23 protein-coding genes and 2 pseudogenes are annotated in these 24,194 nt (G+C 69.2%); 20 read left to right on the top strand and 5 right to left on the bottom strand.

The genetic code is table 11. The features are described from left to right. Positions 1–32 precede the first annotated feature (32 nt). The 10 genes and pseudogenes from ACZ1DY_RS41650 to folK all read left to right on the top strand — a co-directional run bounded on the left by ACZ1DY_RS41650 (position 33) and on the right by folK (position 9,680). The gene (locus ACZ1DY_RS41650) at positions 33–395 is read left to right on the top strand and encodes a hypothetical protein (RefSeq protein ID WP_125683481.1); all 363 of its coding nucleotides are present in this window, start codon (positions 33–35) and stop codon (positions 393–395) included. A gap of 17 nt (positions 396–412) precedes the next feature. Next, complete coding sequence (locus tag ACZ1DY_RS41645; RefSeq protein WP_257483190.1) at positions 413–1,777, top strand: WXG100 family type VII secretion target; 1,365 nt, start codon at positions 413–415, stop codon at positions 1,775–1,777. A 240-nt stretch (positions 1,778–2,017) separates the two neighbouring features. Next, positions 2,018–2,812 (top strand): ESX secretion-associated protein EspG, encoded by a 795-nt coding sequence (locus ACZ1DY_RS41640; RefSeq protein ID WP_126730137.1) that lies wholly within the window; start codon positions 2,018–2,020, stop codon positions 2,810–2,812. A 196-nt stretch (positions 2,813–3,008) separates the two neighbouring features. Continuing rightward, on the top strand, positions 3,009–3,842 hold the full coding sequence (locus tag ACZ1DY_RS41635) for an ESX secretion-associated protein EspG (protein WP_465482988.1): 834 nt from the start codon (positions 3,009–3,011) through the stop codon (positions 3,840–3,842). Between the two features lie 189 nt (positions 3,843–4,031). Continuing rightward, a complete protein-coding gene (ftsH, locus tag ACZ1DY_RS41630) occupies positions 4,032–6,449 on the top strand; it encodes an ATP-dependent zinc metalloprotease FtsH (protein ID WP_126730140.1) in 2,418 nt (805 codons plus the stop codon). After that, a pseudogene (locus ACZ1DY_RS41625) lies at positions 6,418–6,690 on the top strand (GTP cyclohydrolase I); the annotation flags it as partial. The gene ftsH and the pseudogene ACZ1DY_RS41625, both read left to right, overlap by 32 nt. A 969-nt stretch (positions 6,691–7,659) precedes the next feature. Next, positions 7,660–8,004, top strand: a pseudogene (gene folE / locus ACZ1DY_RS41620) (GTP cyclohydrolase I); the annotation flags it as partial. Continuing rightward, entirely contained in the window at positions 8,001–8,843 is an 843-nt protein-coding gene (gene folP / locus ACZ1DY_RS41615) for a dihydropteroate synthase (protein WP_465482987.1), read from the top strand. The pseudogene folE and the gene folP, both read left to right, overlap by 4 nt. After that, entirely contained in the window at positions 8,836–9,195 is a 360-nt protein-coding gene (folB, locus tag ACZ1DY_RS41610; protein ID WP_465482986.1) for a dihydroneopterin aldolase, read from the top strand. Before folP ends, folB begins: the two co-directional genes overlap by 8 nt. Then, the gene (gene folK, locus ACZ1DY_RS41605) at positions 9,192–9,680 is read left to right on the top strand and encodes a 2-amino-4-hydroxy-6-hydroxymethyldihydropteridine diphosphokinase (RefSeq protein ID WP_016337774.1); all 489 of its coding nucleotides are present in this window, start codon (positions 9,192–9,194) and stop codon (positions 9,678–9,680) included. The genes folB and folK overlap by 4 nt, the downstream gene beginning before the upstream one ends. A 302-nt stretch (positions 9,681–9,982) precedes the next feature. On the opposite strand, the gene ACZ1DY_RS41600 is transcribed toward folK, so the two are convergent. Further along, a complete protein-coding gene (locus ACZ1DY_RS41600; RefSeq protein WP_465482985.1) occupies positions 9,983–10,924 on the bottom strand; it encodes a MerR family transcriptional regulator in 942 nt (313 codons plus the stop codon). A gap of 60 nt (positions 10,925–10,984) precedes the next feature. Here ACZ1DY_RS41600 and ACZ1DY_RS41595 point away from each other — a divergent pair, with 60 nt between their 5' ends. The 7 genes from ACZ1DY_RS41595 (at position 10,985) to ACZ1DY_RS41565 (ending at position 17,959) form a co-directional block, all read left to right on the top strand. Then, positions 10,985–11,446 carry a DUF3180 domain-containing protein gene (locus ACZ1DY_RS41595; RefSeq protein ID WP_126730147.1) on the top strand — a complete coding sequence of 154 codons (462 nt, stop codon included), beginning with the start codon at positions 10,985–10,987 and terminating at the stop codon, positions 11,444–11,446. A 69-nt stretch (positions 11,447–11,515) separates the two neighbouring features. Next, entirely contained in the window at positions 11,516–13,495 is a 1,980-nt protein-coding gene (locus tag ACZ1DY_RS41590; RefSeq protein WP_465482984.1) for a DUF6779 domain-containing protein, read from the top strand. A 28-nt stretch (positions 13,496–13,523) separates the two neighbouring features. After that, positions 13,524–14,693, top strand: a complete 1,170-nt coding sequence (locus tag ACZ1DY_RS41585; protein ID WP_257483184.1) for a PrsW family intramembrane metalloprotease — start codon at positions 13,524–13,526, stop codon at positions 14,691–14,693. A gap of 134 nt (positions 14,694–14,827) precedes the next feature. Further along, positions 14,828–15,754 carry a Rossmann-like and DUF2520 domain-containing protein gene (locus ACZ1DY_RS41580; RefSeq protein WP_465485785.1) on the top strand — a complete coding sequence of 309 codons (927 nt, stop codon included), beginning with the start codon at positions 14,828–14,830 and terminating at the stop codon, positions 15,752–15,754. Then, a complete protein-coding gene (panC, locus tag ACZ1DY_RS41575) occupies positions 15,751–16,659 on the top strand; it encodes a pantoate--beta-alanine ligase (RefSeq protein WP_257483182.1) in 909 nt (302 codons plus the stop codon). The genes ACZ1DY_RS41580 and panC overlap by 4 nt, the downstream gene beginning before the upstream one ends. Positions 16,660–16,671: 12 nt before the next feature. Then, positions 16,672–17,166, top strand: coding sequence for an aspartate 1-decarboxylase (gene panD / locus ACZ1DY_RS41570; protein WP_126730155.1), 495 nt, complete (start codon positions 16,672–16,674; stop codon positions 17,164–17,166). 4 nt (positions 17,167–17,170) lie between these two features. After that, a complete protein-coding gene (locus tag ACZ1DY_RS41565) occupies positions 17,171–17,959 on the top strand; it encodes a type III pantothenate kinase (protein WP_465482983.1) in 789 nt (262 codons plus the stop codon). Between the two features lie 176 nt (positions 17,960–18,135). Here the strand turns inward: ACZ1DY_RS41565 and ACZ1DY_RS41560 are convergent, their stop codons facing one another. Both ACZ1DY_RS41560 and ACZ1DY_RS41555 read right to left on the bottom strand, forming a co-directional pair. Next, a complete protein-coding gene (locus ACZ1DY_RS41560) occupies positions 18,136–18,837 on the bottom strand; it encodes a class I SAM-dependent methyltransferase (RefSeq protein WP_465482982.1) in 702 nt (233 codons plus the stop codon). After that, positions 18,834–19,607: a class I SAM-dependent methyltransferase gene (locus ACZ1DY_RS41555; RefSeq protein ID WP_465482981.1), complete on the bottom strand. Its 774-nt coding sequence runs from the start codon at positions 19,605–19,607 to the stop codon at positions 18,834–18,836. Before ACZ1DY_RS41555 ends, ACZ1DY_RS41560 begins: the two co-directional genes overlap by 4 nt. 96 nt (positions 19,608–19,703) lie before the next feature. Between ACZ1DY_RS41555 and lysS the strand changes: the two genes are divergently transcribed. Both lysS and ACZ1DY_RS41545 read left to right on the top strand, forming a co-directional pair. Continuing rightward, positions 19,704–21,215, top strand: coding sequence for a lysine--tRNA ligase (lysS, locus tag ACZ1DY_RS41550; protein ID WP_465482980.1), 1,512 nt, complete (start codon positions 19,704–19,706; stop codon positions 21,213–21,215). Between the two features lie 151 nt (positions 21,216–21,366). Then, on the top strand, positions 21,367–21,720 hold the full coding sequence (locus tag ACZ1DY_RS41545) for a histone-like nucleoid-structuring protein Lsr2 (protein ID WP_005165380.1): 354 nt from the start codon (positions 21,367–21,369) through the stop codon (positions 21,718–21,720). Between the two features lie 6 nt (positions 21,721–21,726). On the opposite strand, the gene ACZ1DY_RS41540 is transcribed toward ACZ1DY_RS41545, so the two are convergent. Next, positions 21,727–22,566 (bottom strand): AraC family transcriptional regulator, encoded by an 840-nt coding sequence (locus ACZ1DY_RS41540; protein WP_465482979.1) that lies wholly within the window; start codon positions 22,564–22,566, stop codon positions 21,727–21,729. A 66-nt stretch (positions 22,567–22,632) separates the two neighbouring features. On the opposite strand from ACZ1DY_RS41540, the gene ACZ1DY_RS41535 reads away from it, so the two are divergent. Then, on the top strand, positions 22,633–23,214 hold the full coding sequence (locus ACZ1DY_RS41535) for a TIGR03086 family metal-binding protein (RefSeq protein ID WP_465482978.1): 582 nt from the start codon (positions 22,633–22,635) through the stop codon (positions 23,212–23,214). Here the strand turns inward: ACZ1DY_RS41535 and ACZ1DY_RS41530 are convergent. Beyond that, a complete protein-coding gene (locus tag ACZ1DY_RS41530) occupies positions 23,211–23,969 on the bottom strand; it encodes a (2Fe-2S)-binding protein (RefSeq protein WP_465482977.1) in 759 nt (252 codons plus the stop codon). The two genes, ACZ1DY_RS41535 and ACZ1DY_RS41530, sit on opposite strands and share 4 nt — an antisense overlap. Positions 23,970–24,194 lie beyond the last annotated feature (225 nt).

The raw sequence follows: 24,194 nt of genomic DNA, 5'->3' as shown, positions 1-24,194 counted from the left end.
GGCCTGGCCCGGGGGAAACGGAGAGAGCTCAGATGGGGAACAGCTTGGCGGACGCGAACGCGTTCAAGAACGCCGCGGCCCAGGGTCAGGTCGGGATCGACCCTGACGCGGCCCAGACCGTCCTGAACAAGATCCGCACCGGCAAGGACGCCATCGAGGCCCTCCTGCAGCGGGCCGGCGACCTCGGGCAGGCGCCGAAGCTGGGCAACAACCCGGTCGGCAACGCGATCGCCGCGAAGGTGGCGAACCGTGCCGACGGCGGAGGCGACTCGTACGCGGCCGCGCTCCAGAACCTTTTCCAGCAGTACGAGGCCGCCGAGTCCGGCATCGTGACGGCGATGGCCCGCTACCACGAGATCGACCAGGCCGCGGCCGAGCCGTTCCGTAACGTCTGAGGGGGAGTCAGAAAGCCATGCCACCGAAGCACAGCGCCGACTCTTACGGCGAGAGCAACACCAGCGGCACCCCGGTGCAGCTCGGCGACAATTCGGAAGCCGCGAACATCGTGTCGTCCGCGCGCGGCCGTTCCGACGGGTTCGACATCGGCGCCGACCGCGCCATCACCAACCCGCCGAACTGGGAGAGCGCGCCGAGCAGCCAGGACCTGTGGAACCAGGCCAACATCGGCAACGACCCCAGCACGGCGACCGCCATCAGCCAGTCGTGGGGCTCGCACGGCGCCAAGCTGAGCCAGGCGTCGAACGACCTCTACAACGCGATCTCCGAACTGGGCGCCGCCTGGATCGGGCAGGGCGCCGCGGCCGCGCAGGGTTCGCTGGTCGCCATCGCGAACTCGGGTTCGCAGGCCTCCGAGGCCGCGCACACGATGTCGGACAGGCTGCAGAAGCAGGCCGACGCCGCCACCAAGGTCAAGCTCATGCCGAAGCCGACCGACTACAGCCCCGAGAAGGCCATGGGCCAGGCGCTGGCGGCGGGCCCGATCGGCATGATCACCGACCAGAAGCCCCTCGCCGACCAGGACAAGGAAGTGCGGGCGGAGCAGGCCAGGTTCCTCGAGGCCTACACCAAGGAGATGAGCGAGGTCGACAGCTCGACCCCGAGCTTCGGCCCCGAATCCCTCGGCATGAAGCCGACCGCGACGCACAACAGCGCCGGGTTCAGCGGCGTCGGCAACATCGGCGGCGCGGGCCTCAACTCCGGCGCCGTCTCCGGCACCCCCGTCTTCGCCGGCACGCACGGCTACGGCGCGCAGGGCAGCGGTGCGGCTCCGGTCCACGTCGGTCCGGACTCGGGCGTGTTCTCGCAGGCCGGCTACAGCCCGGCCGCGAGCCCGGCCGCCGGTGTCGCGCCGGGTGCGGGCGTCGCGTCCGGCGCCGGTGCCCCGATGACCCCGCACGCCCCGGCGAGCGGCGGCAACGGGCTCGGCCAGGCCCTCACCGCGGCCGCGCTCGGCGGCGGCCTCGGCTACGCGGGCGCCAAGGCGCTCGGCCAGGGCAACAAGTCCGGCGCCAAGGACACCGACAGCACCGACGCCGCCGCGACCGAGAAGGGCGGGCCCGCGCAGAGCGCCGCGTCCCAGGCCGTTCCGCAGCAGGGCATCGTGTCCTCCAGCGGCACCATCGGTGGCGCCACGCCGCCGATGCACGGTATGGGCGGCGGCATGGGCATGGGCGCGCACGGCGCGCAGGCCGAGCAGGAAGAGGAGCACACGCACGCGTCGTTCCTCATCGAGCCGGACCCGGACGACGCCTTCGGCGCCAACGAGGCGACCCCGCCGCCGGTCATCGGCGCGTGGACCGAAGACGACGAACGCTAGAGCGGTTTCCCACCGGGCGCGCGGCCGATCCGGCCGCGCGCCCGCTGACTTGTGCGAGAGCCTGTCGGCGGTGCCGAAGTTGGATGCCGAAGGGCGACCACACGTGAACCCGCCCGGCCGAAGGCCCCGCTATCGCGGTGGCAGGACACCCTGTACGCGGTCGCGAGACAGCTGACCAAGCAGTGTCCTGCCGACGCCGATCGCGGACGCGGGTTCACCAACAGACACTAGGGGCGGATGATGGCGAACGGTGACCTGCTCACCCCGGTCGAGCTGGACTTCCTGTGGGAGAGCGCGAACGCCGGTGAGCTGCCGTACCCGCTGCGGCTCCGCTCGCACGGGGCGACGATGGACGAGCGCGGCGCACTGCGGACGCAGACGCTCCAGTCGCTGAACCAGCGCCGTCTCGCCGACGAGCGCGGACGCCCCGAGCCGCATATCGAGGACTACTTCGGCGTCCTCGCGAGGCCGGACCTGAGCCTGGACTGCGTCCAGCTCAACAACCCCGGCACCGAACCGCTGCTCGCGGTCGCGTCGGTGCTCGGCGGACAGGGCCTGCTGACCGTGCAGGACCCGCGCGGTTTCCACTTCCACCCGATCGCCCCGGACGGCCTCGCGAGCGCGATCGTCTCCCTGCTGCCGCCGGGTTCGCGCGGCACGGAGAAGTCGATCACCCTCCCGCTCGACGGGCTCGTCGGCGCTTCGGGCGCGGACTTCCTCCAGCGCCGTCAGCCGCAGGTCGACGGCTCGGCGACGTCCGACGAGGACCGCAAGGCCCTGTCGAGGCTCCAGGCGCAGCCGCGGCTTCGCGGTGGCCAGTTCGGCGCCAACGCGCGCAGCAAACACGGCACGCGGAGCCGGTCTTCGGTGCTGAGCTGGTTCGACACGCAGTCCGGCCGGTACTTCACCCAGGCCACCCGCGGTTCCGACGGACGGGACTGGATCACCGTCGCCCCCGCGGACCCGGCGACGCTGCGCCAGCGGCTCACGGAGCTGCTGGGGAAGATCGCTTCCGACGCCTCCCTCGCGCACTGAGCGATCCGGCCCCGTGTCGCGAAAGCCACTGTCGGGACATCAGGCGTCGCGAAAGTGGCTTTCGCGACACGCGTCCCTGCCAGGCGCAGGGCATGATCCGCGATCCGGACGCCGCCCGTCGTACCCCTTCGCTATCGTGAACCTCTGGGCGTCCCGAGGCCCATGAAGCCGAGGTGCCGGGAGGGCACGGAGCAAAATGCACCAGGAACACTTCACACCGATGGCGTTCGACTTCCTCTGGGAGTCCGCCGAGCTCGGCGACCTGCCATACCCGCTGCGCGTCCGGTCGCACGGAGCGACCGAGCTCGAACGCCGGGCACTGCGCCAGCGCGTCGACAACGAACTCCAGGCCCGCGGAATCCGCGACGGCCGGGGAAGGCTGGAGCGGCGGATCGAGGACTGGCTGTACCTCCTCGCCCGCGGCTCGTTGACCATCGACGCGCTCCACATCCCCGAATTCCAGGCCCCGACGATCGCCGTGCTCGGCGCCACCGACGGCCGCGACGCGGTGATCGCGATCCAGGACCAGTCCGGGATCTGGCTGCGCGAAGCACCCGCCGACGGGCTCCCGACGGCGGTCGTCGACCTGCTGCCCCCGGGACAGCGCGGCTCGGAGGCGTCCGTCACGCTGCCGATCGACGACGCCCGCCGCACCGAGCCGATCCGCGCCGCCATCAACCCGACGAAGCAGGCCGAGGAGCCCGAAGCGGCGAAGAGCCGTCGCAAGGACAAGCCGCGCGTCTCGCTCAGTGATCGCATCGCGGCGGATCCGCGCGAGGCGTTCGGCAAGCTCACCGGCCAGCCGAGGCTGCGCGGCGGTCAGCTCGCAGCGAACAGCCGGTCCCACGTGGGCGCCAAACAGCGGTCCCGCGTGCTCGGCTGGTTCGACACCGCCAGCGGTCGCTATCTCAGCACGTCACAGGCCGGTCCGGACGGGCGCGAGTGGGTCACCGTCTCGCCCGCCGACGTCAAGACGCTCCGGACGCGGCTGGGCGAAATGGCCGCCGGTGTGGCGGTCGACACACGCTAGGGTCCGGCTCCGGGAACCCTCGCGCGACGTCCGCCGTTTACGTCCGAGAGGCTCACCACCCTCATCCGTCCAGGCGGGCGGTATCCTGAGGGGCGGGTGTCGGAGCACCATGGGTCGTCAAGATCGTGATGGCGGGTATCACATGAGCCGCCCAACCAGGAAGGGTCGAGGCCACCAGGGCCGAGTCGTATGAACCGGAAGAGCGTGCTCAGGAACCCAGTGCTCTGGATTCTCGCGGCGGTACTGGCGTTTCTCGCATACAACACGATCTTCGACAGTGATCGTGGCTACACCCAGGTGCCGATCTCGATCGCGAACCAGCAGATCACCGCGAACAACGTCAAGGAAGCCTCGCAAGAGGACAAGGAGCAGCAGATCAAGCTGCTCCTGAACAAGAAGATCGAGGTCGACGGCCAGCAGGTCGACCAGATCATCGCGCAGTACCCGGCGAACGTCGCGGGCACCATCTACGGCCAGCTCATCGGCCTGAAGAGCGGTGACAACCCGGTCAAGTTCACCACCAAGGTCACCCAGCAGAACGTCCTCACCCAGATCCTGATCTTCGCCATCCCGCTGGCGCTGGTGCTGGGCCTGCTGATGTGGATGATGAACAACGCGCAGGGCGGCGGGAACCGCGTCCTCAACTTCGGCAAGTCGAAGGCCAAGCAGCTCAACAAGGACATGCCCAAGACGACCTTCGGGGACGTCGCGGGCGCCGACGAGGCCGTCGAAGAGCTGTACGAGATCAAGGACTTCCTGCAGAACCCGGCGCGCTACCAGGCGCTCGGCGCGAAGATCCCCAAGGGCGTCCTGCTCTACGGGCCGCCCGGTACCGGTAAGACGCTGCTCGCGCGCGCCGTCGCCGGTGAGGCGGGCGTGCCGTTCTACACGATCTCCGGTTCCGACTTCGTCGAGATGTTCGTCGGTGTCGGTGCCTCGCGAGTCCGCGACCTGTTCGAGCAGGCCAAGCAGAACGCGCCCTGCATCATCTTCGTCGACGAGATCGACGCGGTCGGCCGCCAGCGCGGCGCCGGCCTCGGCGGCGGCCACGACGAACGCGAGCAGACGCTGAACCAGCTCCTCGTCGAGATGGACGGCTTCGACGCGCGCGGCGGCATCATCCTGATCGCCGCGACCAACCGTCCCGACATCCTCGACCCGGCGCTCCTGCGCCCCGGCCGCTTCGACCGCCAGATCCCGGTGTCCGCGCCGGACATGCGCGGCCGCAAGGCGATCCTCGAGGTGCACGCCAAGGGCAAGCCGATCGCGCAGGGCACCGACCTGAGCAGCCTCGCCAAGCGGACCGTCGGCATGTCCGGCGCGGACCTGGCGAACGTGCTCAACGAGGCCGCGCTGCTCACCGCCCGCCAGAACGGGCACGTGATCACCGACGCCGCGCTGGAGGAGTCGGTCGACCGCGTCGTCGGCGGCCCCGCCCGCAAGAGCCGGATCATCTCCGAGAAGGAGAAGAAGATCACGGCCTACCACGAGGGCGGGCACGCGCTCGCCGCGTGGGCGATGCCGGACATCGAACCGGTCTACAAGCTGACGATCCTGCCGCGCGGGCGCACCGGCGGTCACGCCCTGCTCGTCCCGGAGGACGACAAGGAGTTGATGACCCGATCGGAGATGATCGGGCGCCTGGTCTTCGCGATGGGCGGCCGGACGGCGGAGGAGCTCGTCTTCCACGAGCCCACCACCGGTGCCTCCTCCGACATCGAGCAGGCGACCAAGATCGCCCGCGCGATGGTCACCGAATACGGCATGAGCGCCCGGCTCGGCGCGGTCAAGTACGGCCAGGAGCAGGGCGACCCGTTCCTCGGTCGCTCGGCGGGCCGCCAGGCGGACTACTCGCTCGAGGTCGCGCACGAGATCGACGAGGAGGTGCGCAAGCTCATCGAGACCGCGCACACCGAGGCGTGGCACGTGCTGAGCACCTACCGCGACGTGCTGGACGAGCTGGTCATCGAGCTCCTCGAAAAGGAGACGCTGACCCGCAAGGACCTCGAGCGGATCTTCGCGACCGTCGAGAAGCGCCCGCACATCACCATCTTCAACGAGTTCGGCGACCGCAAGCCGTCCGACAAGCCGCCGATCAAGACCCCCGGCGAGCTGGCGATGGAACGCGGCGAGCCGTGGCCCCCGCCGGAGGAGAAGAAGGAGCAGCCGGTGCTGCAGCCGGCGCCGACGCCGGTCGGCACCGCGCAGGGCGGCGGCGACCTTCCCGGTGGCCCGCCGTACGCGCAGCCCGCTCCGCCGCCGGACCCGAACGCGAACCCGTACGCCCCGCCGCCGCCGGGCGCCTACCCCAACGGTGGTCGCCCCAACGGTGGGCCGAACGGCACCGGTCACTGGCCCCAGGCATATGGTGGGCAGCAGCCGGGTGGTCCGGCAGGCGGTTACCAGGGTGGGCCCGTTGGCGGCCCGCCGAACTACGGGGCTCCTCCCGGCTGGACCCCGGCCACGCAGCCGGGCGGCCAGCCGAACCAGCCCTGGCGTCCCGCCGAAGACCGCCCGCGTGACGGCTGGTTCGCTGACCAGCCCGGCGGTCAGCAGGACGAAGGACAGCAACGGCGTGACGACGGACAGGACGACACCAAGCGGTAACGGCGTAAGCCCGGTCTTCGACCAGGACCGGGCCGAGAAAGCCGTACGCGAACTCCTGCTCGCCTGTGGTGAGGACCCGGACCGGGACGGTCTCTTGGAGACCCCGGCCCGGGTCGCTCGCGCTTACCGGGAAATGTTCGCCGGTCTCTACACCGAACCGGACCACGTCCTGGACCGCACGTTCGACGAGGCACACGAAGAACTCGTACTCGTGACGGACATTCCGATGTTCTCGACCTGCGTGCCCAGCAAGCAGACGGTGAACGCGGTCGGAGGCCGTAAGCAGGCGGCCGAGGTCGAAGTCGGTGACAAGCTGTGGACTCTGTCGGGTGGCAAGGTCGAGGAGACCACGGTCACCGAGATCAGCTCGCACCAGACTCGTGAGCTTGTCGAGGTCACGACCGCGGGTGGAAGTTTCAAGGTCACTCCTGACCATCCTTTGGCGACGCCCAAGGGCTGGGTGGAGGCCAAGGACGTCGAGGGTTCCTTCATCGAGTGGACCCACGCGCGCAAGCTCTGCCGGGATCGCTGGAAGCCGAAGTTCGGTTACGACTTCGGTTATGTCATCGGTGCGACCTGCTCGGACGGGACCGTCGCCGAGCGCTACGTCTCGCTGGTGGTGAACGACCGCGACTTCGCGAAGAAGTACGCCGAGTCGCTCTATCGGGCCTTCGGGATCGAGGCGAAACTCGAGCCGGTCACGCGGCCTTCGGGCTACCTCGGACGTGAAGCGCCCGGCTTTCGGGTGCGTGTCGTCTCATCGTTCCTCGCGGATCTCATGCGGCAGTACGTCGGTGGCGATGCTCATCATCAGCGGCAGCGCTTCCCCATGGTCGTGCTCAACGACCGAAGCACTTTCAACGGCTTTCTCGATGGCTACATCGACGGGGATGGCTGCGACGACAAACGACACCCGGGCCGCCTGATCACCAGCGCGAACATCCCTTTCCTCGAAGACTTGGCCACGATCATCGGAGCGAGGTTCACACCGCGTAAGGCGCCTGCCTCAGTTCTCTACGTCGCTGACCGCTGGTTCGAGCGGCATGGCTTCCCCCAGGACGACTACACGACAGACCTCATCGAGTCGGACTACGTGGAGGTAGAGTCCGTCCGCCCCGTGAAGGCCACAGGAACCAAGCCCTACACGGTGTACAGCTTCAAATGCGAGCCACACCCGACGTTCCTGATCGCCGGGCACCTGACGCATAACTGTGAACACCATTTGCTCTCATTCCACGGCGTCGCTCACATCGGGTACATCCCCAACGAGCACGGCAAGGTCACCGGCCTGTCCAAACTGGCCCGCCTCGTCGACCTCTACGCCAAGCGCCCGCAGGTCCAGGAGCGCCTGACCTCCCAGGTCGCCGACGCGCTCATGCGCAAACTCGAGCCCCGCGGCGCGATCGTCGTGGTCGAGGCCGAACACCTTTGCATGGCCATGCGCGGGATCCGCAAACCCGGCGCCAGGACGACGACGTCCGCCGTGCGCGGGCTGCTGCAGTCTTCGGCGTCCTCGCGGGCGGAGGCGCTGGATCTGATCAAGGGCCGTCGATGACCGCCCTGCCCCGGCCCGGCCGGTGCGCGGTGATGGGGATCCTCAATGTCACCCCCGATTCCTTTTCGGACGGTGGCCGCTACCTCGGCGTCGAGCAGGCGCTGGAGCACGCGCACGAGATGTGGGCGCGCGGCGCGGATCTGATCGACGTCGGCGGGGAGTCGACTCGGCCGGGAGCGTCCCGGGTGGACGCCGGCACCGAGATTTCCCGGATCATGCCGGTGATCCGCGCCCTCGCCGCCGACGGTGTCGCGATGTCCGTGGACACCACGCGGGCCGAGGTCGCCCTCGCCGCGGTCGAGGCGGGCGCGTCCGTCGTCAACGACGTCTCCGGTGGGCTGGCCGATCCGAACATGGCGAAGGTCGCCGCCGAGACAGGTGTCCCTTATGTACTGATGCACTGGCGCGGGCACAGCAAGGACATGAACGCGCTGGCGTCCTATGAGGACGTCGTCGCGGACGTGCGCGCCGAGCTGCTGTCCCGAGTGGACGAAGCGCTCGCCGCGGGTGTCGACGCCGATGCGATCGTGCTCGACCCCGGGCTGGGTTTCGCGAAGAACGCCGAGCACGACTGGGCGTTGCTGAACGGCCTGGATACCTTTCTGTCACTGGGTTTCCCGGTTCTCGTCGGTGCTTCGCGCAAACGGTTCCTCGGGCGCCTTTTGTCCGGAAAGGACGGAAAGCCCGCCCCGCCGGACGGCCGCGAGAACGCGACCGCGGCCGTGTCCGCGCTCGCCGCGGCGGCCGGCGCCTGGGGAGTGCGGGTGCACGAGGTCGGCGCGAGCATCGACGCCGTGACCGTCGCGGCGGCTTGGCGGAAGGGGAATCCCGTTGTCTGACCGGATCACGTTGACCGGCTTGAGGGTCTTCGGCAGGCACGGGGTCTTCGACCATGAGAAGCGGGACGGGCAGGAGTTCGTCGTCGACATCGTGGTGTGGCTGGACCTCGGCCCGGCCGCCGCGTCCGATGACCTGACCAAGACGCTGCACTACGGCGAACTGGCGGAACTCGCCGCCGGCATCGTGGCGGGCGAGCCGTACGACCTCATCGAGAGTGTCGCCGGGAAGATCGCCGACGACGTGCTGCGCGACGAGCGGCTGACCGCCGTCGAGGTGACGGTGCACAAGCCGTCCGCGCCGATCCCGCTGAACTTCGACGACGTCGCCGTCACGGTGCGGCGGGAGCGATGAGCCGCGCGCTGCTTTCGCTCGGCTCCAACCTGGGGGACCGGCTCGCGTATCTCCGATCCGCCGTCGACGCGGTCCGGCCCGCGGTCGTCGCGGTGTCGTCGGTCTACGAGACCAAGGCGTGGGGTGTCGAGGACCAGCCGGACTTCCTCAACGCCGTCGTCCTGGTCGACGACCCGGCGCGTGATCACTGGGACTGGCTGCGCACCGGGCAGGCCGCCGAGCAGGCGGCGGAGCGCGTGCGCGAACTCCGGTGGGGTCCGCGCACGCTGGATGTCGACATAGTGACCGTGGACGGGGTTCGCTCCGACGACCCCCAGTTGCTGCTTCCGCATCCCGGCACGCCGGAGCGCGCGAGCGTGCTGATCCCCTGGCTGGAGATCGAGCCCGACGCGGTACTTCCCGGCCACGGTCCCGTCGCCGACCTCCTCGCCGCCCGCCCCGCCTCGGACCGCGACTCCGTCCGTCTCACGCATTTCGTCCTCTGAATGAGGTAGTTGGCGATACCAACCACCTCATCCAGAGGTCGGTCCCGGAAGTGGGGGACCGTGTGGATTTCTGGTCACCTGACGCCCCAAACCCACACGGTCACGGCCAAGCCCCCAGTGGTTCGTGATGCGAACCACCGCGTTTGGTCGCCTGATTGCGAGGGGCGGCGACCCCGGAAAGGTTGCGAAAGCCACTTTCGCAACCTTCAGCGTTGCGAAAGTGGCTTTCGCAACGCCCACCCGGCGCCCGTCGGCCAGGCAATCAGTCGACTAAATGCGGGAGTGGTAGCAAAGGTCCCTTGCTACCCCAGCGCCGAGCGCAGGGCCGCGATGATCCACTCCGCCTGCGGCATCTGCGAAGGGAACGACGGCCAGCCGTTGATCTTCCCCAGCAGCAGCCAGTACCGCTCGGCCCGCGGGTCGGAGCTGATCGCCATCCCGTCGGTCAGCCGCTTCCGCCAGGCCGGGTCGGCGGGGTCACGGCCGTTCCGCGAAGACTGCGTGAAGATCGTCTCCGCCAGCTCGCGGCCCTCGGGCGAGTCCGGCGCGAGACCGGCTTCGAGCGCTTCGGTCGCCCGAGCGCTCCACGCCATCCACAGCTCCTGCTGCTTCGCGCCGAAGTCCGCTCCGTCCTGCTTCCGGAGCTGCGAGTGCCACTCGCTCATCCGGCGGATGGACGCGCGGAACTCGTCGTCCTGCACGAGTTCGGCGAACTCGATCCAGGCCTCCAGCTGCTCGGGCGTCGGGTCGTCGGGCAGCTCCGGTTTCGCCGAGCGCATCCGCTCGTAGAACTCCGGGTCCAGATCGAGCCCTTCGACCATGTCCGCCCAGAACTCGTCGAGCAAACGTTTGCGGTCCTCGTCCGACATCGACGCGAGTTTGTTCATCAGTTCGACCTCCTCCAGTGGTGAGTCCCGTTTGGCCACCGCTCGCAGGACCGCGCGGCGCAGTTCCAGCCGCCGGATCTGCTCGTCCAGGGCGGCGACGTGCTGGACCGCGAGGTCCCCGATGGTCGCTTCCCTGGTCAGCGCCCGCTCGACGTCGGCGAGGCCGAGCCCGAGTTCCCGCAGCGTCCGGACCAGCTCGAGACGCGCCATCGCGGTCGCGTCGTAGAGCCGGTAGCCCGAATCGGTGCGGTCGGTCGGGGGCAGGAGCCCCTCGTCGGAGTAGAAGCGGATGGTCTTCACCGGCAGGCCGGTCCGTTTGGCCAGCTCCCCGATGGTGAAAACCGCTGCGGTGCCCATATGCCTCATCGTCGACTCTCCAGTTGGTGGAGAGTCAAGCCTGCCAGGTAGCGTTGGACCATGCACTTCACCCGGCCACGTGAGCTGGCGGTGGCCGGCCTCCTGGGATTGGTCCTGGCCTATCTGCTTTTCCAGGTCGCCTACGGATCCATCCCCGCGCTTCCGCTCTTCGCCGGAATCACGCTGCTCGTCCTCGCGCTCTGCGAGTTCGTGCTCGCCTTCATCATCCGGTCGCGGATCAAGGAGGGCCGCGTGCTCTCCGCGATCTCCGTCGCTCGATCGGTGGCCCTCGCCAAGGCCTCTTCGCTCGCCGGATCCGCGATGACGGGCGTCTGGCTCGCGGCTTTCGCGTATCTTTTTCCGCGACGTGACGAACTCCTCGCGGCGAGCGGCGATCTCCGCTCGGCCACGGTCGGGATCGTCAGCTCGGCGGCGCTGGTAGCTGCGGCTTTATGGCTCGAACACTGCTGCCGGACCCCCGAGGGCGGTGATCGGGATACCGATCCCGAGCCGACCGGTTAACGCTCGGGAGCCACCGCTCGAAGTACCGACTAGGTCTCGTTCGGATTACTAGAAGGTACGGTGTTGGGCATGACCGGGGTGGGTGACGACTCGCGCGGCCGCCTTGCGGGTAGGCCGTGGCTTGTCGTCGGCTTGGTTCTCGCCGTCGGCGCGACTCTCGCATTGGTGCTTTCCGACGACCTCCGCTACTTGCGTCTGGGGATCGTCGCGGCGCTGTGGGCCGCCTTGATCGGTGCGTTCCTCGCGGTCCGCTACCGCAAGCACGTTTCGCAGAGCGAGGACGCCGTCGCCGAGGCGCAGGCCGTCTACGAGCTTGAGCTGGAACGCGAGATCGCCGCCCGCCGCGAGTTCGAGCTGGAGATGGAGGCGGAGACCCGGCAGGCCGCCGAGAGCCGCTCCCAGGAAGAGCTCGAAGCGCTCAGAGCCGAGGTGAGCGCTCTGCGTGAAAGCCTCCAGTCGCTCTTCGGCGGCGAGGTCCTCCTCGAACGCGTCGCGCTCACCGCGCAGGCCACCCGGATGCGGTCCCTCGACAACAAGCAGCTGATGAGCGCGGGGTCCGAGAACGGCAACGGCAAACCCCAGCTCATGGCGGCCAAGAGCACCACGATCGACGTCGACGAGCGTGACCGCGAGCGCCCGACCGAGATGATCGACCGCGTCCTCGAACCCGCCGCGATGCGGGCTCCGGCGCCGCCCGCGGCCCGCCGCAAACCGGCGAACGGTCAGGTAAACGGCGCAGGCGGCTACGGCCAGAGCAATCAGGTCCAGCGGCCGAAACCGGTCGACGAGTCGACTCGCCGCAGTATGCGCAAGGCCGACGCCCGCGCCTCCAAGGCCGCCGAGGCGCTCGCCGCCGAAGCCGCCCGCCGCGAGCGGATGGAGCTGTCGAACCCCGGGATGTCGCCCGCCGAGGTTTCCCGCCCGATGCCCAGGGTCGACGCCCAGCGCAAGACCCCGCCGCCGGTGACCCCGGCCGAGGTGTCCCGCCCGTCCATGCCGGGTGTGTCGCGCGCCGAGGCCTCGCAGCCCTCGATGCCCACCGTCGCCCGCCAGCCCCAGCGCAACGAACCGCCTCGCCGCCCGCAGCAGCCGTCGCTGCAGCAGCGGCTCGACGCCGGCACCGTTCAGCGTCCTCCCGCGCCGCGGCCCGAGGAGCAGACGCGGAAGCAGACGCCGCCGGTGAAGCCGCCCGCGCCGGCGAAGCCGGTCAAGAAGGTCGAGCCGGATCGTCCCCGGCCGAACCGCGAGCTCGGTTTGACCCGCCCCGGTATGAAGCCGGTCGAGCGGTCCCGTCCGGCCGGCGGCACGCCGCCGCCCGCGAACAAGCCCGCCACGCCGGAGCCGATGGAGGCCACCGGCGAGTGGAAGCCGTCGTGGACGCAGGAGCGCCCGGTCTCCGACCTGAGCGCGGCGTTCCCCAGGAAGGACGACTTCCAGGACCGGCTGCGTCCCAAACCCCAGCAGCCGCAGCCTTCGGCGTCCCAGCCACGGCCGGAGCCGCGTCCCGAGCCTCGTCGTGAGCCCGAGCCGCCGACCCCGCCGTCGATCCCGGCCGTGTCCGAGCCGCCTCGCCGGGCCGAGCCCGTGCGGAAGCCGGAGCCCGAACCGGTGCGCCGTCCGGCGGCCGAGGCGCCGTCGCGGCACAGCTCGCCGCCCGTCGAGGAGCCGCCCGCGGTCAACCTGACGTTGCCCGAAGAGATCCGCCTGTCGCAGAACGGCGGCGGTGGACGCCGTCGCCGCGCGGCGGAAGACTCCTCGGCCTCGCTCACCCCGGCCCCGAACGTTCCCGAGCCCACCGGTGGCGGCCGTCGCCGTCGCCCGGACGGGGAACCCCCGGCTTGGCAGAGCACCGAGTCCTCTGGCGGCCGTCACGGCGGCAGGCGGGCGAAGCCGGACGACGAGACGCCGTCCCGTAACGGGTCTTCGCACAGCCGTCCCGAGACTTCCGAGGCGGGTTCCCACGCGTCCGGCCGGTCGGTGATGGATCTGCTCGCCGCCAACGGCGCGAACGAATCCACTCCGCGGCGCAGGCGGCGTGCCGAAGACTGAACCCGTACCGACGGTAGGGTGACCCGCTGTGAGCGAGCCTTCCTCCCCTGCGCCCGGCCCCGACCGGATCCGCCGGTCCCGGTCGATCACCGTGCTGCTGCCGGTGCTCGGGCTGATCGCCGTCGCGCTGTGCGGGTTGTTCGTCTTCGGCACGGTGACCGAAAAGGTCGGCCCGCTCGCGGTGGGGATCGGTGTGCTCGCGGCACTCGTCCCGGTCGCCGTGGTGGTCACCGCGTTCCTGTGGGTCGACCGCTGGGAGCCCGAACCGCCGAAGCTCCTGCTGCTGTCCTTCGTCTGGGGCGCGTGCGTCGCGACGATCATCGCGCTGCTGCTCAACAGCGGCGCCGAAGCCGTCGGTGATCTGCTGCTCGGCACCGGCGTCGGCGGCAAGATCAGCGGGCTGGTCTCCGCGCCGCTGGTCGAGGAGGCCGCGAAGGCCGCTTTCATCCTGCTGCTGTGGTGGCGCCGCCCGATCGAGTTCGACGGCGTCGTGGACGGCATCGTCTACGCCGGGTTCACCGCGGCGGGTTTCGCCTTCACCGAGAACATCTATTACTTCGGCCGCGCCTTCGCCGAGCACGGCTTCGGCGACGGCACGAGCGCCGGCGTGCTCGCGGCGTTCTTCCTCCGCGGCGTGCTCTCGCCGTTCACCCATCCGCTGTTCGCCGTCATGACCGGGATCGGGCTCGGCATCGCCGCGAGCAGCAAGGTGCGCTCCCTGCGGATCCTGGCGCCCATCGGCGGTTACGTCGTCGCGGTGCTGCTGCACGCGCTGTGGAACGGTGCCGCGCTGCTCGGTGGCGCGAAGACCTTCCTGAACGTCTACTTCCTGATCATGGTGCCGCTGTTCATCGGGGTCTTCTCGGTGGTGGTCATGCAACGACGGCGTGAGCAGCGGATCGTCGCGGCGGCGCTGCCGATGATGGTTGATGCACGCTGGATCGCCCCCTCCGAGGTCGCGCTGCTGGCCAGTCTCTCCGGGCGGCGGTCGTGGCGGAAACAGGCGCGGAAGCAGTCGGGGCGGGAGGCGGCGAAGGCCGTCGGCCGCTACCAGGCCAGCGTGACCGAGCTCGCGTTCCTGCGGCGCGGCCGCAAGCTCACCGACGACGCGAAACAGCGGCAACGTGAGCTGCTCCAGGTGCTCAAGACGTCGCGGGCCGAGGCCGTGCGGCTGGCCGACGGCGCGCCGCGCGGATGACCACTGTCAGGTGAAGCTGGTCACGGGGGCCGGTTCAGACCCGTGCCGGAGGGTTACCCTCGCGCCGTCGTCTGGTACCCGCGACCGCAGAGCGGGACTGGAACGAGTTGAGGAGTTTCGACCATGAGCGTCCACTGGCGCACGCCATGATGAGGCCCGCTCGCCTGGCCGTCGGCGTCGTTTCCGCGGGGCGCGTCGGCAGTGTCGTCGGCGCCGCGCTCACCAGGGCCGGGCACACGGTCGTCGCCGCTTCGGGCCTTTCCAACGCTTCGGTGCGCCGGGCGGAGCAACTGCTCCCCGACGTGCCCCTCCTGCCTCCCGACGAGGTCGCCCGCCGTGCCGACCTGGTCCTGCTGGCCCTGCCGGACGACGCGCTCGCCGGGATGGTGCGCGGTTTCGTCGCCACCGGATCGCTGCGGCCGGGGCAGATCGTCGTGCACACCTCCGGCGCGCACGGAATCGACGTCCTCGCTCCGGCTGCCGAGGCAGGCGCGCTGCCACTGGCCCTGCACCCCGTGATGACCTTCACCGGCCGCGCCGAAGACCTCGACAGGCTGGCCACCTGCAGCGTCGGCGTCACCGCGACGGAGGGTGACGAAGCGGCGTGGAACGTCGGCGAAGCGCTGACCGTGGAGATGGGCGCGGAGCCCGTCCGGGTCCCTGACGAGGCGCGAGCGCTCTATCACGCGGCGTTGGCGCACGGCGCGAACCACCTGATGACACTGGTCGCCGACTGCGGGGAACTGTTGCGGGAGGCGGGAATCGCCCAGCCCGAACGCCTGGTGGCTCCGTTGTTGTCGGCGGCGTTGGATAATGTTCTCCGACACGGGGACCGGGCGCTGACCGGGCCGGTGGCCCGTGGTGATCTCGGCACCGTGCGTAAGCATCTCGCGGTGCTGGCCGAACGTGGCCCCGACATCGCCCCGAGCTACCGCGCGCTGGCCAAGCGCACGCTGGCGCGCGGCGACGCCGCCGGGCTCCTGGACGCGTCGGCCGCCGCCGAGCTCACCGAACTCCTGAGTGATCCCGCAGATCCCGCCGAAGGGCAGCAAAACCAGTGACCACACCGAAATTCGCCCGAGGCACGCTGCACACCTTCCAGCCGCCCGAGCAGGTCAGCCAGGTGACGCGTGCCCTGCACGGCGTCGGCCGCAAGGTCGCGCTCGTGCCAACGATGGGCGCCCTGCACGCGGGGCACCGCGAGCTGATCCGCCGGGCGAAGCGGCTGCCGAACACGGTGGTCGCGACGTCGATCTTCGTGAACCCCCTGCAGTTCGGGGAGGGCGAGGACTTCGAGGCGTACCCGCGTCCGCTGGACAAGGACCTCGAAGTGCTGAAGGAGGACGGCGTCGAGCTGGGCTTCCTGCCCAAGGCGTCGGATCTGTATCCCGAGGGGGCCACCGTCACGGTGCATCCCGGCGCGCTCGGCGACGAGCTGGAAGGCGCGGCGCGGCCGGGGCATTTCGCCGGCGTGCTGACCGTGGTGGCGAAACTGTTCAACATCGTGCGGCCGGACTACGCCTTCTTCGGGGAGAAGGACTACCAGCAGCTGGTGCTGATCAAGAAGATGGTGCGTGACCTGAACTTCGACACCCGCGTCATCGGGGTGCCGACGGTCCGGGAACGCGACGGGCTGGCGTTGTCCTCGCGCAACGTCTATCTGACCCCGGAACAGCGCGAGGACGCGATCGTGTTGTCGGCGGCGCTCACCGCGGGTGCCTTCGTCGGACGCGACGGCGCGGAAGCCGTGCTGGCGACCGCCAGGCAGACCCTCGCCGCGCGTCCCGCGGTCGAGGTCGACTATCTGGAATTGAGGGGAACCGACCTCGGGCCCGCGCCCGTGGACGGTGAAGCGCGGTTGCTGATCGCGGCCAGGGTGGGGAGTACCCGGCTGATCGACAACGTCGGAGTGATGCTCGGCGCCGCCGTCGACCATCCGGAGAACGCGCTGGACGCAGGGGAATAGGGAGAGTCCACGATGTACCGCACGATGCTGAAATCGAAGATCCACCGGGCGACGGTCACCCAGGCCGACCTCCACTACGTCGGCTCGGTGACCGTCGACGAGGACCTGATGGACGCGGCGGATCTGCTGCCGGGCGAACAGGTGTCCATTGTGGACGTCACCAACGGCGCGCGGCTCGAAACGTACGTGATCGCGGGCGAACGCGGCAGCGGGGTGCTCGGCATCAACGGTGCCGCGGCGCATCTGGTGCACCCCGGCGATCTGGTGATCCTGATTTCGTACGCGCAGATGGAGAACGCCGAGGCGGCCGCGTTCCGGCCGCGGGTCGTCTTCGTCGACGCGGACAACCGGATCGTCGAGAAGGGCGCCGACCCCGGGCACGCGCCGGAGGGTTCCGGTCTGCTGAGCGGCACCGTGACGCTGGCCGACGACGACACGATGACCTTCCCGGTCGCCGAAACCGCCGACGCCCGCCGTCTCGACGCGCTGCTGCACGCCGAAAGCTGAGCCCTTGCTGCTCACGGTCGACGTCGGCAACACCAATATCGTTCTCGGGCTGTACTCGGGAAACGAGCTGATCGGCGACTGGCGCATGCGCACCGACGCGCGGATGACCGCCGACGAGCTCGCGCTGACCATGCGCGGGCTCCTCGGTTCGCACGCGGACTCGATCACCGGGATCAGCGCGCTGTCCACGGTTCCCGCGGTGCTGCGGGAGCTGCGCGTCATGCTTTCGCGGTACTACGCCAAAGTGCCGAAGATCGTCGTCGAGCCGGGGGTGCGCACCGGTGTGCCGCTCCTGGTCGACAACCCCAAGGAGGTGGGCGCGGACAGGCTGGTGAACACCCTCGCCGCGCACCATCTGCACCCGGACACCGCTTGTGTGGTGGTCGATTTCGGGACTTCGACCAATGTGGACGCCATCTCCGCCAAGGGCGAGTTCCTCGGCGGCGCCTTCGCGCCCGGTATCGAGATCTCGGTCGACGCGCTGGCCGCGCGGGCCGCGGCGCTGCGCAAGGTGGAGCTGGTGCCGCCGCGGTCGGTGATCGGGAAGAACACCGTGGAATGCCTGCAATCCGGCATCCTCTACGGTTTCGCCGGCCAGGTCGACGGCCTGGTGAAGCGGATCAAGCGCGAGCTCTCGCCCGGCGGGGCGGAGCCGGTCGCGGTGATCGCGACGGGTGGCCTGGCGCCCCTGGTGCTGGAGGAGTCCGAGACGATCACCGAACACGTCCCGGATCTGACGCTCCTGGGCCTCCGGTTGGTCTACGACCGGAACCGCGCCACGCCCCGCGCGTGATCAGAGGCGTAACTCGCGTGATCAGAGCCGTAACTCGCGTGATCAGAGCCGTAACTCGTGAGTTACGCCTTCAATCACGTGAGTTACGTGTCTGATCACGCGAGTCACGCCTTCCGTCACCGGCGTGAGGCGACCATCAGCACCCGCCGCGTCATCAGGTCCTGGTTCCGCAGCGTCTATTCGAGGCTCGCCCGCAGCTGCGCCGGATCCTGCCCCGATTCCCCGGCCAAATCCTCCACCCGCGCGAGCGAGAGCTCCACGGTCCGCCGTTGCCGCGCCCGCCAGTCCGGCGTCTCCTCGTAGGAGAGGACGTCGAATCCCGCCGCTTCCAGCAGCGGCCGATGGTCGGCCACCTGGGGCGGCCGGTTCACCGGCTGACCGTCGAAGTCCCAGGTCGTGACGAGCAGACGCCCGCCGGGCACGAGGATCCGCGCGAACTCCGCGCAGGCACGCCGCTTGTCGGGCGCGAACAGCAGCGCGTCGACGCTCATCACCGCCTCGAACGACGCGTCGTCCAGTCCGGTGTCCTGGAAATCGCCGACCAGGAACTCGGTCGCTTCGACGTCCATCAGCTCCGCGCGACGCCGCGCCGACGCCAGCGCCGTCTCCGCGATGTCGACGCCGGTGAGCGTCGCGTACGTGCGTGCGGCGACCCATAGCCCGGGACCGCCGCGCCCGCACCCGATGTCGGCCAGCCGCCCGCCCGGCTCCAGACGCGCTTCGGCCGCGATGCGGCGCAGGTCGGTGCGGGTCACGAAGCTGTAAGTGTCCAGCTCGGCGGGGTACTCGTCGCCGTACACCTCGGCCCAGATCCGTGCGGACACCGCCGACGCGGGAGCGCCGAACGTCGCGGTGAACGTCGCCTTCCAGTCGGTCATCGCTTACCCGCCCGGAAGACGGTGGTGGTGATCGGCAGGTCGAATTCCCCCGAGGCGGTTTCCGGATTCCGGTCGAGGAATTCCCGCGCCGTGCGAAGTTTGGCTTCGCGTTCCTCCGCCGGGGCCACCAGCATGTGCGAATGGGTGGCGAGAGTCGCCACCAGGGTCTCCGCGGTCCTCGGCTGTTTGTGACCGAACGTCTTCTTCTCGAACGGCTCGAAGGCCTCGTGTTCCGGCAACGATTCGTAGTCGCTCAGCCAGCGCCTGCTCGCCGAGGTCTTGATCAGGGCGTTCAACTCGGCCAGCCAGCCAGACGACTCGTCGTCGTGATTCCACAGCGCGGCGACGACGCCTCCGGGTTTCAGCACCCTGGCCATCTCCGGATAGGCCCGGTCGAGGTCGAACCAGTGCACGGCCTGGCCGACGACCACGGCGTCCACGGAGCCGTCGGGCAGCGGGATGTCCTCGGCCGTCCCGATGAGCGGGGTCACGGAGGGGAACGCCTTCTTCAGTTCCGCGAGCATCTTCTCGTCCGGCTCCACCGCGGTGACCTCGACACCCAGCGCGAGCAGCCCTTCGCTGACCTTGCCGGTCCCGGCCGCGAGGTCCAGTACCCGTTCCGGCGCGTGCCGGGCGCCGGCCAGACCCCAGGCCAGTGCCTTTTCCGGATAGTCCGGCCGATGCGCGGCATAGGCGGCCGCTGTCGCACCGAACGAGGCGGCGCGGCGGGCGTGCAGTTCGGGTTCGATGCCGGGACCGGATGAGTTCACGCGCTCAAGGTTAATGGACAGAAAACCGGCCGGTCCCGACCCGGAAAAGGTAATCCGGTTGGCGTAGGGAAGCGGCGGGTTCGTACGCTGTGCGCCATGACTGAAATCCCCGCATCCGAGGGCGTGAGCCCCGACGAAGACCTGCCGGAACAGATGCGGGTGCGCCGGGACAAGCGCGACCGGATAATCGCGGAGGGTATCGATCCGTATCCGGTAGAGGTGCCCCGGACGCACTCACTGGCCGAAGTCCGCGCGAAGCATTCCGGTCTTCCCGCCGACACGGCCACCGGCGAGATCGTCGGTATCACCGGCCGGGTGATGTACATGCGCAATACCGGCAAACTGTGTTTCGCGAGTCTCCGTGAAGGCGACGGCACCGAGTTGCAGGCGATGCTCAGCCTCGCGAAGGTGGGCGAGGAAGCTCTCGCGGCCTGGAAGTCCGATGTCGATCTCGGTGATCACGTATTCGTCTCCGGCGAGGTCATCACCTCCAAGCGCGGTGAGCTTTCCGTGATGGCGGACTCGTGGCGGATCACGTCGAAAGCATTGCGCCCGTTGCCCGTGGCGCACAAAGACCTCGCCGAGGAAACGCGGATCCGGCAGCGTTATGTCGATCTGATCGTGCGTCCCAAGGCGCGGGACGTGGTCCGCACCCGCGCCGGTGTGCTGCGTTCCCTGCGTGACTCGTTTCACGGCCGGGGATTCCTCGAGGTCGAGACCCCGATGCTGCAAACGCTGCACGGCGGCGCGGCGGCAAGGCCATTCGTCACGCATTCGAATGCCTTCGACCTCGACCTCTACTTGAGGATCGCGCCGGAGCTGTACCTCAAGCGTTGTGTGGTCGGCGGTATCGAGAAGGTCTTCGAGATCAACCGGAACTTCCGGAACGAGGGCAGCGACTCGTCACACTCGCCCGAGTTCGCCATGCTCGAGTACTACGAAGCGTATGCGACCTATGACTCCAACGCGGTGATGACGCGGCAGCTCATCCAGGAGGCGGCGCAGAACGTTCTCGGTACTCAGGTGGTCACTCTGGCCGACGGTTCGGAGTACGACCTGTCCGGCGAGTGGACCACACTCGGAATGTACGAGTCGTTGTCCGAGGCGTTGTCGGAAGAGGTCACTCCCGAGACATCGGTGGACAAGCTGCGTTCCTATGCCGAAGCGCGAGAGCTGGAGCTCGACCCCAAGTTAGGCCACGGCAAACTCGTCGAAGAACTTTGGGAACATCTCGTCGGCGATCATCTCCACGAACCTACTTTTGTCCGTGATTTTCCGGTCGAGACATCCCCGCTGACCAGGCAACATCGCAGCAAGCCGGGGGTCGCCGAGAAGTGGGATCTGTACGTGCGCGGATTCGAACTGGCCACCGGATACTCCGAGCTGGTCGATCCCGTGGTGGAGCGTCAGCGGCTGGTGGAACAGGCTCGGCTGGGTGCGCAGGGCGATAGTGAGGCCATGAACCTGGATGAGGATTTCCTCCGTGCGCTGGAGTACGGAATGCCGCCGAGCGGTGGTGTCGGAATGGGGATCGACCGGTTGCTGATGGCGCTGACCGGCCTTGGTATCCGGGAGACCATCCTGTTCCCGCTCGTCCGACCCGAATAACCCGTCCGCGTGACAGATACCTCGATCGTTCTCGTAAACAAGATTTGCGTTATGTCTCGGTAGCGGGTATTAATGTCGCTAGACAAAGTCTTCTGTCCGGGGCATGCCCCGTACCAGATCATTCGTGTAAGCCCCCAGCAGGAGGAAACAGATGGCACAGAAGGTGCTCGTCTCGCTCGTCGACGACCTCGACGGCACCGAGGCGGAAGAGACCGTCGAGTTCGGTTTGGACGGTGTGAGCTACCAGATCGACCTTTCCGCGGAAAACGCGGAAGAGCTTCGTGACGCGCTGGCCCAGTATGTGGAGCACGCCCGTCGCGCGGGTGGCCGTAAGCGCACCGCCATTCGTCCGGTCGCCGGCGTGAAGGCCGCCGCCCGTCCCGCGACCGTGGACCGCGAGCAGAACCAGGCCATTCGTGCCTGGGCCCGCAAGAACGGCTTCCAGGTTTCCGACCGCGGACGTATCCCGTCCGAGGTCGTGGAGGCCTACCACAAGAAGAACTGAGGTCTTTCAGACCTGACGGCCGCCGGGAATCCGTTCCCGGCGGCTTTCTTGTTCTTGTACACGGTTCAAGCGGGCGTACTCGGTGGGCGCCCATCCGGTCACGGAGCGGAAATCCCGGATGAAGTGCGCTTGGTCGCTATAGCCCAGCGCGGTCGCCAGTTCCGGGTAGTCCGGCCGTTCCTCGGCGGCGATCCGTGCCGCCGCCTCGTTCAAGCGGTATACCTGAATCGCCCATTTGGGGGCGGCGCCGACATGTTCGGCGAACAGGCGTTGCAGGCTTCGCTGAGACAGGCCCGTCCGGCTTGACAGCTCGCCGACTCTGGTAATGGCCGGATCGGCCGCGATTGTTTCCACCGCTTCGACGGCCGTCCTGGCCGCGGCGGTCAGCACCGGATCTTTCGCGAGGAGCAGTTCCTCGCAGCGGCGGACCATTTCGAAGTCGTCCGTCGCATTCCGTACCGATTCCGTCACTCCTCCGGCGCCGGGGAAGAGATCGGTGAGCGGAACGGAACCGCCGGAGATCATCGAGACCGGACCGGTGAGGAATGCCCGGAAAGCTCCCGGCCGGAATCGCACGCCGATACCGTGGTCCGTGCCCGCGACGGTGTAGCGGAAAGGTCGTTTCCCGGGGCCGAACGCGCCGGCCGCGTCGCGGAAGAACGTGACGTTCACCGCGAGATTGGGCAGGACCACCTGTTCCTGGGATGGGCGGCCGCTCAGGTCCCAGCGCAGCACCCAGTGGTGATCGACGAACGGGCGCAGCTCCGGCGCGGGGCGATGCCGGACGAGGCTGAACTTCGCCTGCCGCGCGTTGACGATCCCCGCCGGGATCCGGTGCCCGCTCACCGGATCAACTTAACCTTGTCGCGTTTCTTCAAGACAGCGCGCCGGGTTCCGTGAACTCATGCCCTCATGTCCGAACACGCTGCCCTGATCGCCCCCGCCGCCGCGGAATTCGCCGGAATCCTGCGCGGGATCGGCGAGTCCGACCTCTCCGCGCGCACCCCGTGCGCCGAATACGACGTCCGCGCGTTGCTGAACCACCTTCTCTACTGGGGCCCCTGGCTCGAAGCCGCCGGACGCAAGGCGGCGCCGCCCGAGGTGTCCTCCGGCGAGGCCGAGGCGGACCTCGTCGGCGGCGGCTGGCTCGCCGACATCGAGAGGCAGACCGCGCGGCTCGTGGACGTCTTCGGGACGCCGGAGGCGTGGCAGGGGCAGACCACCTTCGGCGGCAACCCGATGCCCGCGTCGATGGCGGGATACATGGTGCTGGACGAGTTCGTCTTCCACGGCTGGGACCTCGCCAGGGCGACGGGCGCGGAGTTCTCCGTCCTCCCCGAAGTCGCCGACGCCGTGTACGCCATCGCGCTGGAGATCGGCGATCAGGCGCGCGCGATGAAGGTGTACGGCGAAGAAGTGGCCGTCGCGGACGGCGCGACGACGTTCGAGCGCGCCTTGGGCGCGACGGGGCGTGATCCCGGCTGGACGCCTTAACGAACTCTCGGGCAGCCGCCGCATTCCGATTCCGTGGGAAGCAGATAGTTGAAACAGCAGCCCTCGCGGTTTCTCGTCCACTCGCGGCGTCCGTCGGCTCCCGTGGTCAGCGTCAGCTTCGACGGCGAGGTCAGCGGCGGGAACCGGGCTTCGAGGACCAGGGCGGCGTCCGCGACGCCGGCACCCTCGGACTCCGGCGTCCCGCCGAGGCGCCCCGCCGACCACAGCGCGTTGTCGAGCGCGTCCGTGGCCGCCGCCCACAACTGCCGTCGCCCTAGCCTCGTCAGCGGCCCGTAGACGTCGATGAACCGGCTCGCGTGGGCGACGTACCTGCCCCGCAGCACCGTCGCCAGTGCCCGCTCGTCCGGGACCACGACGGCCCGCGGATGCGCCGAGTCCGGGTCGGTCGGCAGGCAGTGGAAGCCGTCACCGAGGACGGCGACGGAGTCGGGGTGGGGCCGGTCGGCGCCGATCCGGAACGCCAGCGCGGACGGCGCCAGCGACGGGACGCGGCGTGCGTGATGGAGCAGCATCGCGCCGGCCAGCGCCGGGACGTGCAGGTACCAGGACAGGATCCAGCTCGCCGGGGTCCGCTCGGGGATCCCGGCTGCCTCCGGATACGTCTCGGCCAGCCAGCCGGTGAGCCGCTCCCGCCATCGCACGAGCCTGGCAGGCTCGGCGAGCAGGTCGCCGCAGCGGACCCAGCCCGGCTCGTCCGCGGGGACGTCCGCGCGGAGACGGGCGTCCTCGGGCATCCTGGAGAGGGAGGCCCGGAGCCCGTTCGGCGGGGACGCGAGAGCGTAGTGTCGTGACACACCGGCCTCCCGTCATTAGGTACGCCTTACCTTACATACTGTCCGTGACTACTCCGGACGGGTGTCCATCCACTGGGCAGACCCGTGTTCGCGCTCAGCGGACAACGCTCGTCCGGCGGAATCCGAGGGCGCCTTCGCACGTTGGGCTTGACGTAAAGGTGCAGG

This window comes from Amycolatopsis sp. PSD-21, from assembly GCF_055561455.1.
The sequence above is the reverse complement of the archived record's forward strand: the minus strand, read 5'-3'. Positions and strand labels throughout refer to the sequence as shown.

Coding starts and splice junctions, on each gene's coding strand:
- ACZ1DY_RS41650 (WP_125683481.1), top strand. CDS start 33: ATGGGGAACAGCTTGGCGGACGCGAACGCGTTCAAGAACGCCGCGGCC.
- ACZ1DY_RS41645 (WP_257483190.1), top strand. CDS start 413: ATGCCACCGAAGCACAGCGCCGACTCTTACGGCGAGAGCAACACCAGC.
- ACZ1DY_RS41640 (WP_126730137.1), top strand. CDS start 2,018: ATGGCGAACGGTGACCTGCTCACCCCGGTCGAGCTGGACTTCCTGTGG.
- ACZ1DY_RS41635 (WP_465482988.1), top strand. CDS start 3,009: ATGCACCAGGAACACTTCACACCGATGGCGTTCGACTTCCTCTGGGAG.
- ftsH (WP_126730140.1), top strand. CDS start 4,032: ATGAACCGGAAGAGCGTGCTCAGGAACCCAGTGCTCTGGATTCTCGCG.
- folP (WP_465482987.1), top strand. CDS start 8,001: ATGACCGCCCTGCCCCGGCCCGGCCGGTGCGCGGTGATGGGGATCCTC.
- folK (WP_016337774.1), top strand. CDS start 9,192: ATGAGCCGCGCGCTGCTTTCGCTCGGCTCCAACCTGGGGGACCGGCTC.
- ACZ1DY_RS41600 (WP_465482985.1), bottom strand. CDS start 10,924: ATGGGCACCGCAGCGGTTTTCACCATCGGGGAGCTGGCCAAACGGACC.
- ACZ1DY_RS41595 (WP_126730147.1), top strand. CDS start 10,985: ATGCACTTCACCCGGCCACGTGAGCTGGCGGTGGCCGGCCTCCTGGGA.
- ACZ1DY_RS41590 (WP_465482984.1), top strand. CDS start 11,516: ATGACCGGGGTGGGTGACGACTCGCGCGGCCGCCTTGCGGGTAGGCCG.
- panD (WP_126730155.1), top strand. CDS start 16,672: ATGTACCGCACGATGCTGAAATCGAAGATCCACCGGGCGACGGTCACC.
- ACZ1DY_RS41560 (WP_465482982.1), bottom strand. CDS start 18,837: ATGACCGACTGGAAGGCGACGTTCACCGCGACGTTCGGCGCTCCCGCG.
- lysS (WP_465482980.1), top strand. CDS start 19,704: ATGACTGAAATCCCCGCATCCGAGGGCGTGAGCCCCGACGAAGACCTG.
- ACZ1DY_RS41545 (WP_005165380.1), top strand. CDS start 21,367: ATGGCACAGAAGGTGCTCGTCTCGCTCGTCGACGACCTCGACGGCACC.
- ACZ1DY_RS41535 (WP_465482978.1), top strand. CDS start 22,633: ATGTCCGAACACGCTGCCCTGATCGCCCCCGCCGCCGCGGAATTCGCC.
- ACZ1DY_RS41530 (WP_465482977.1), bottom strand. CDS start 23,969: ATGCCCGAGGACGCCCGTCTCCGCGCGGACGTCCCCGCGGACGAGCCG.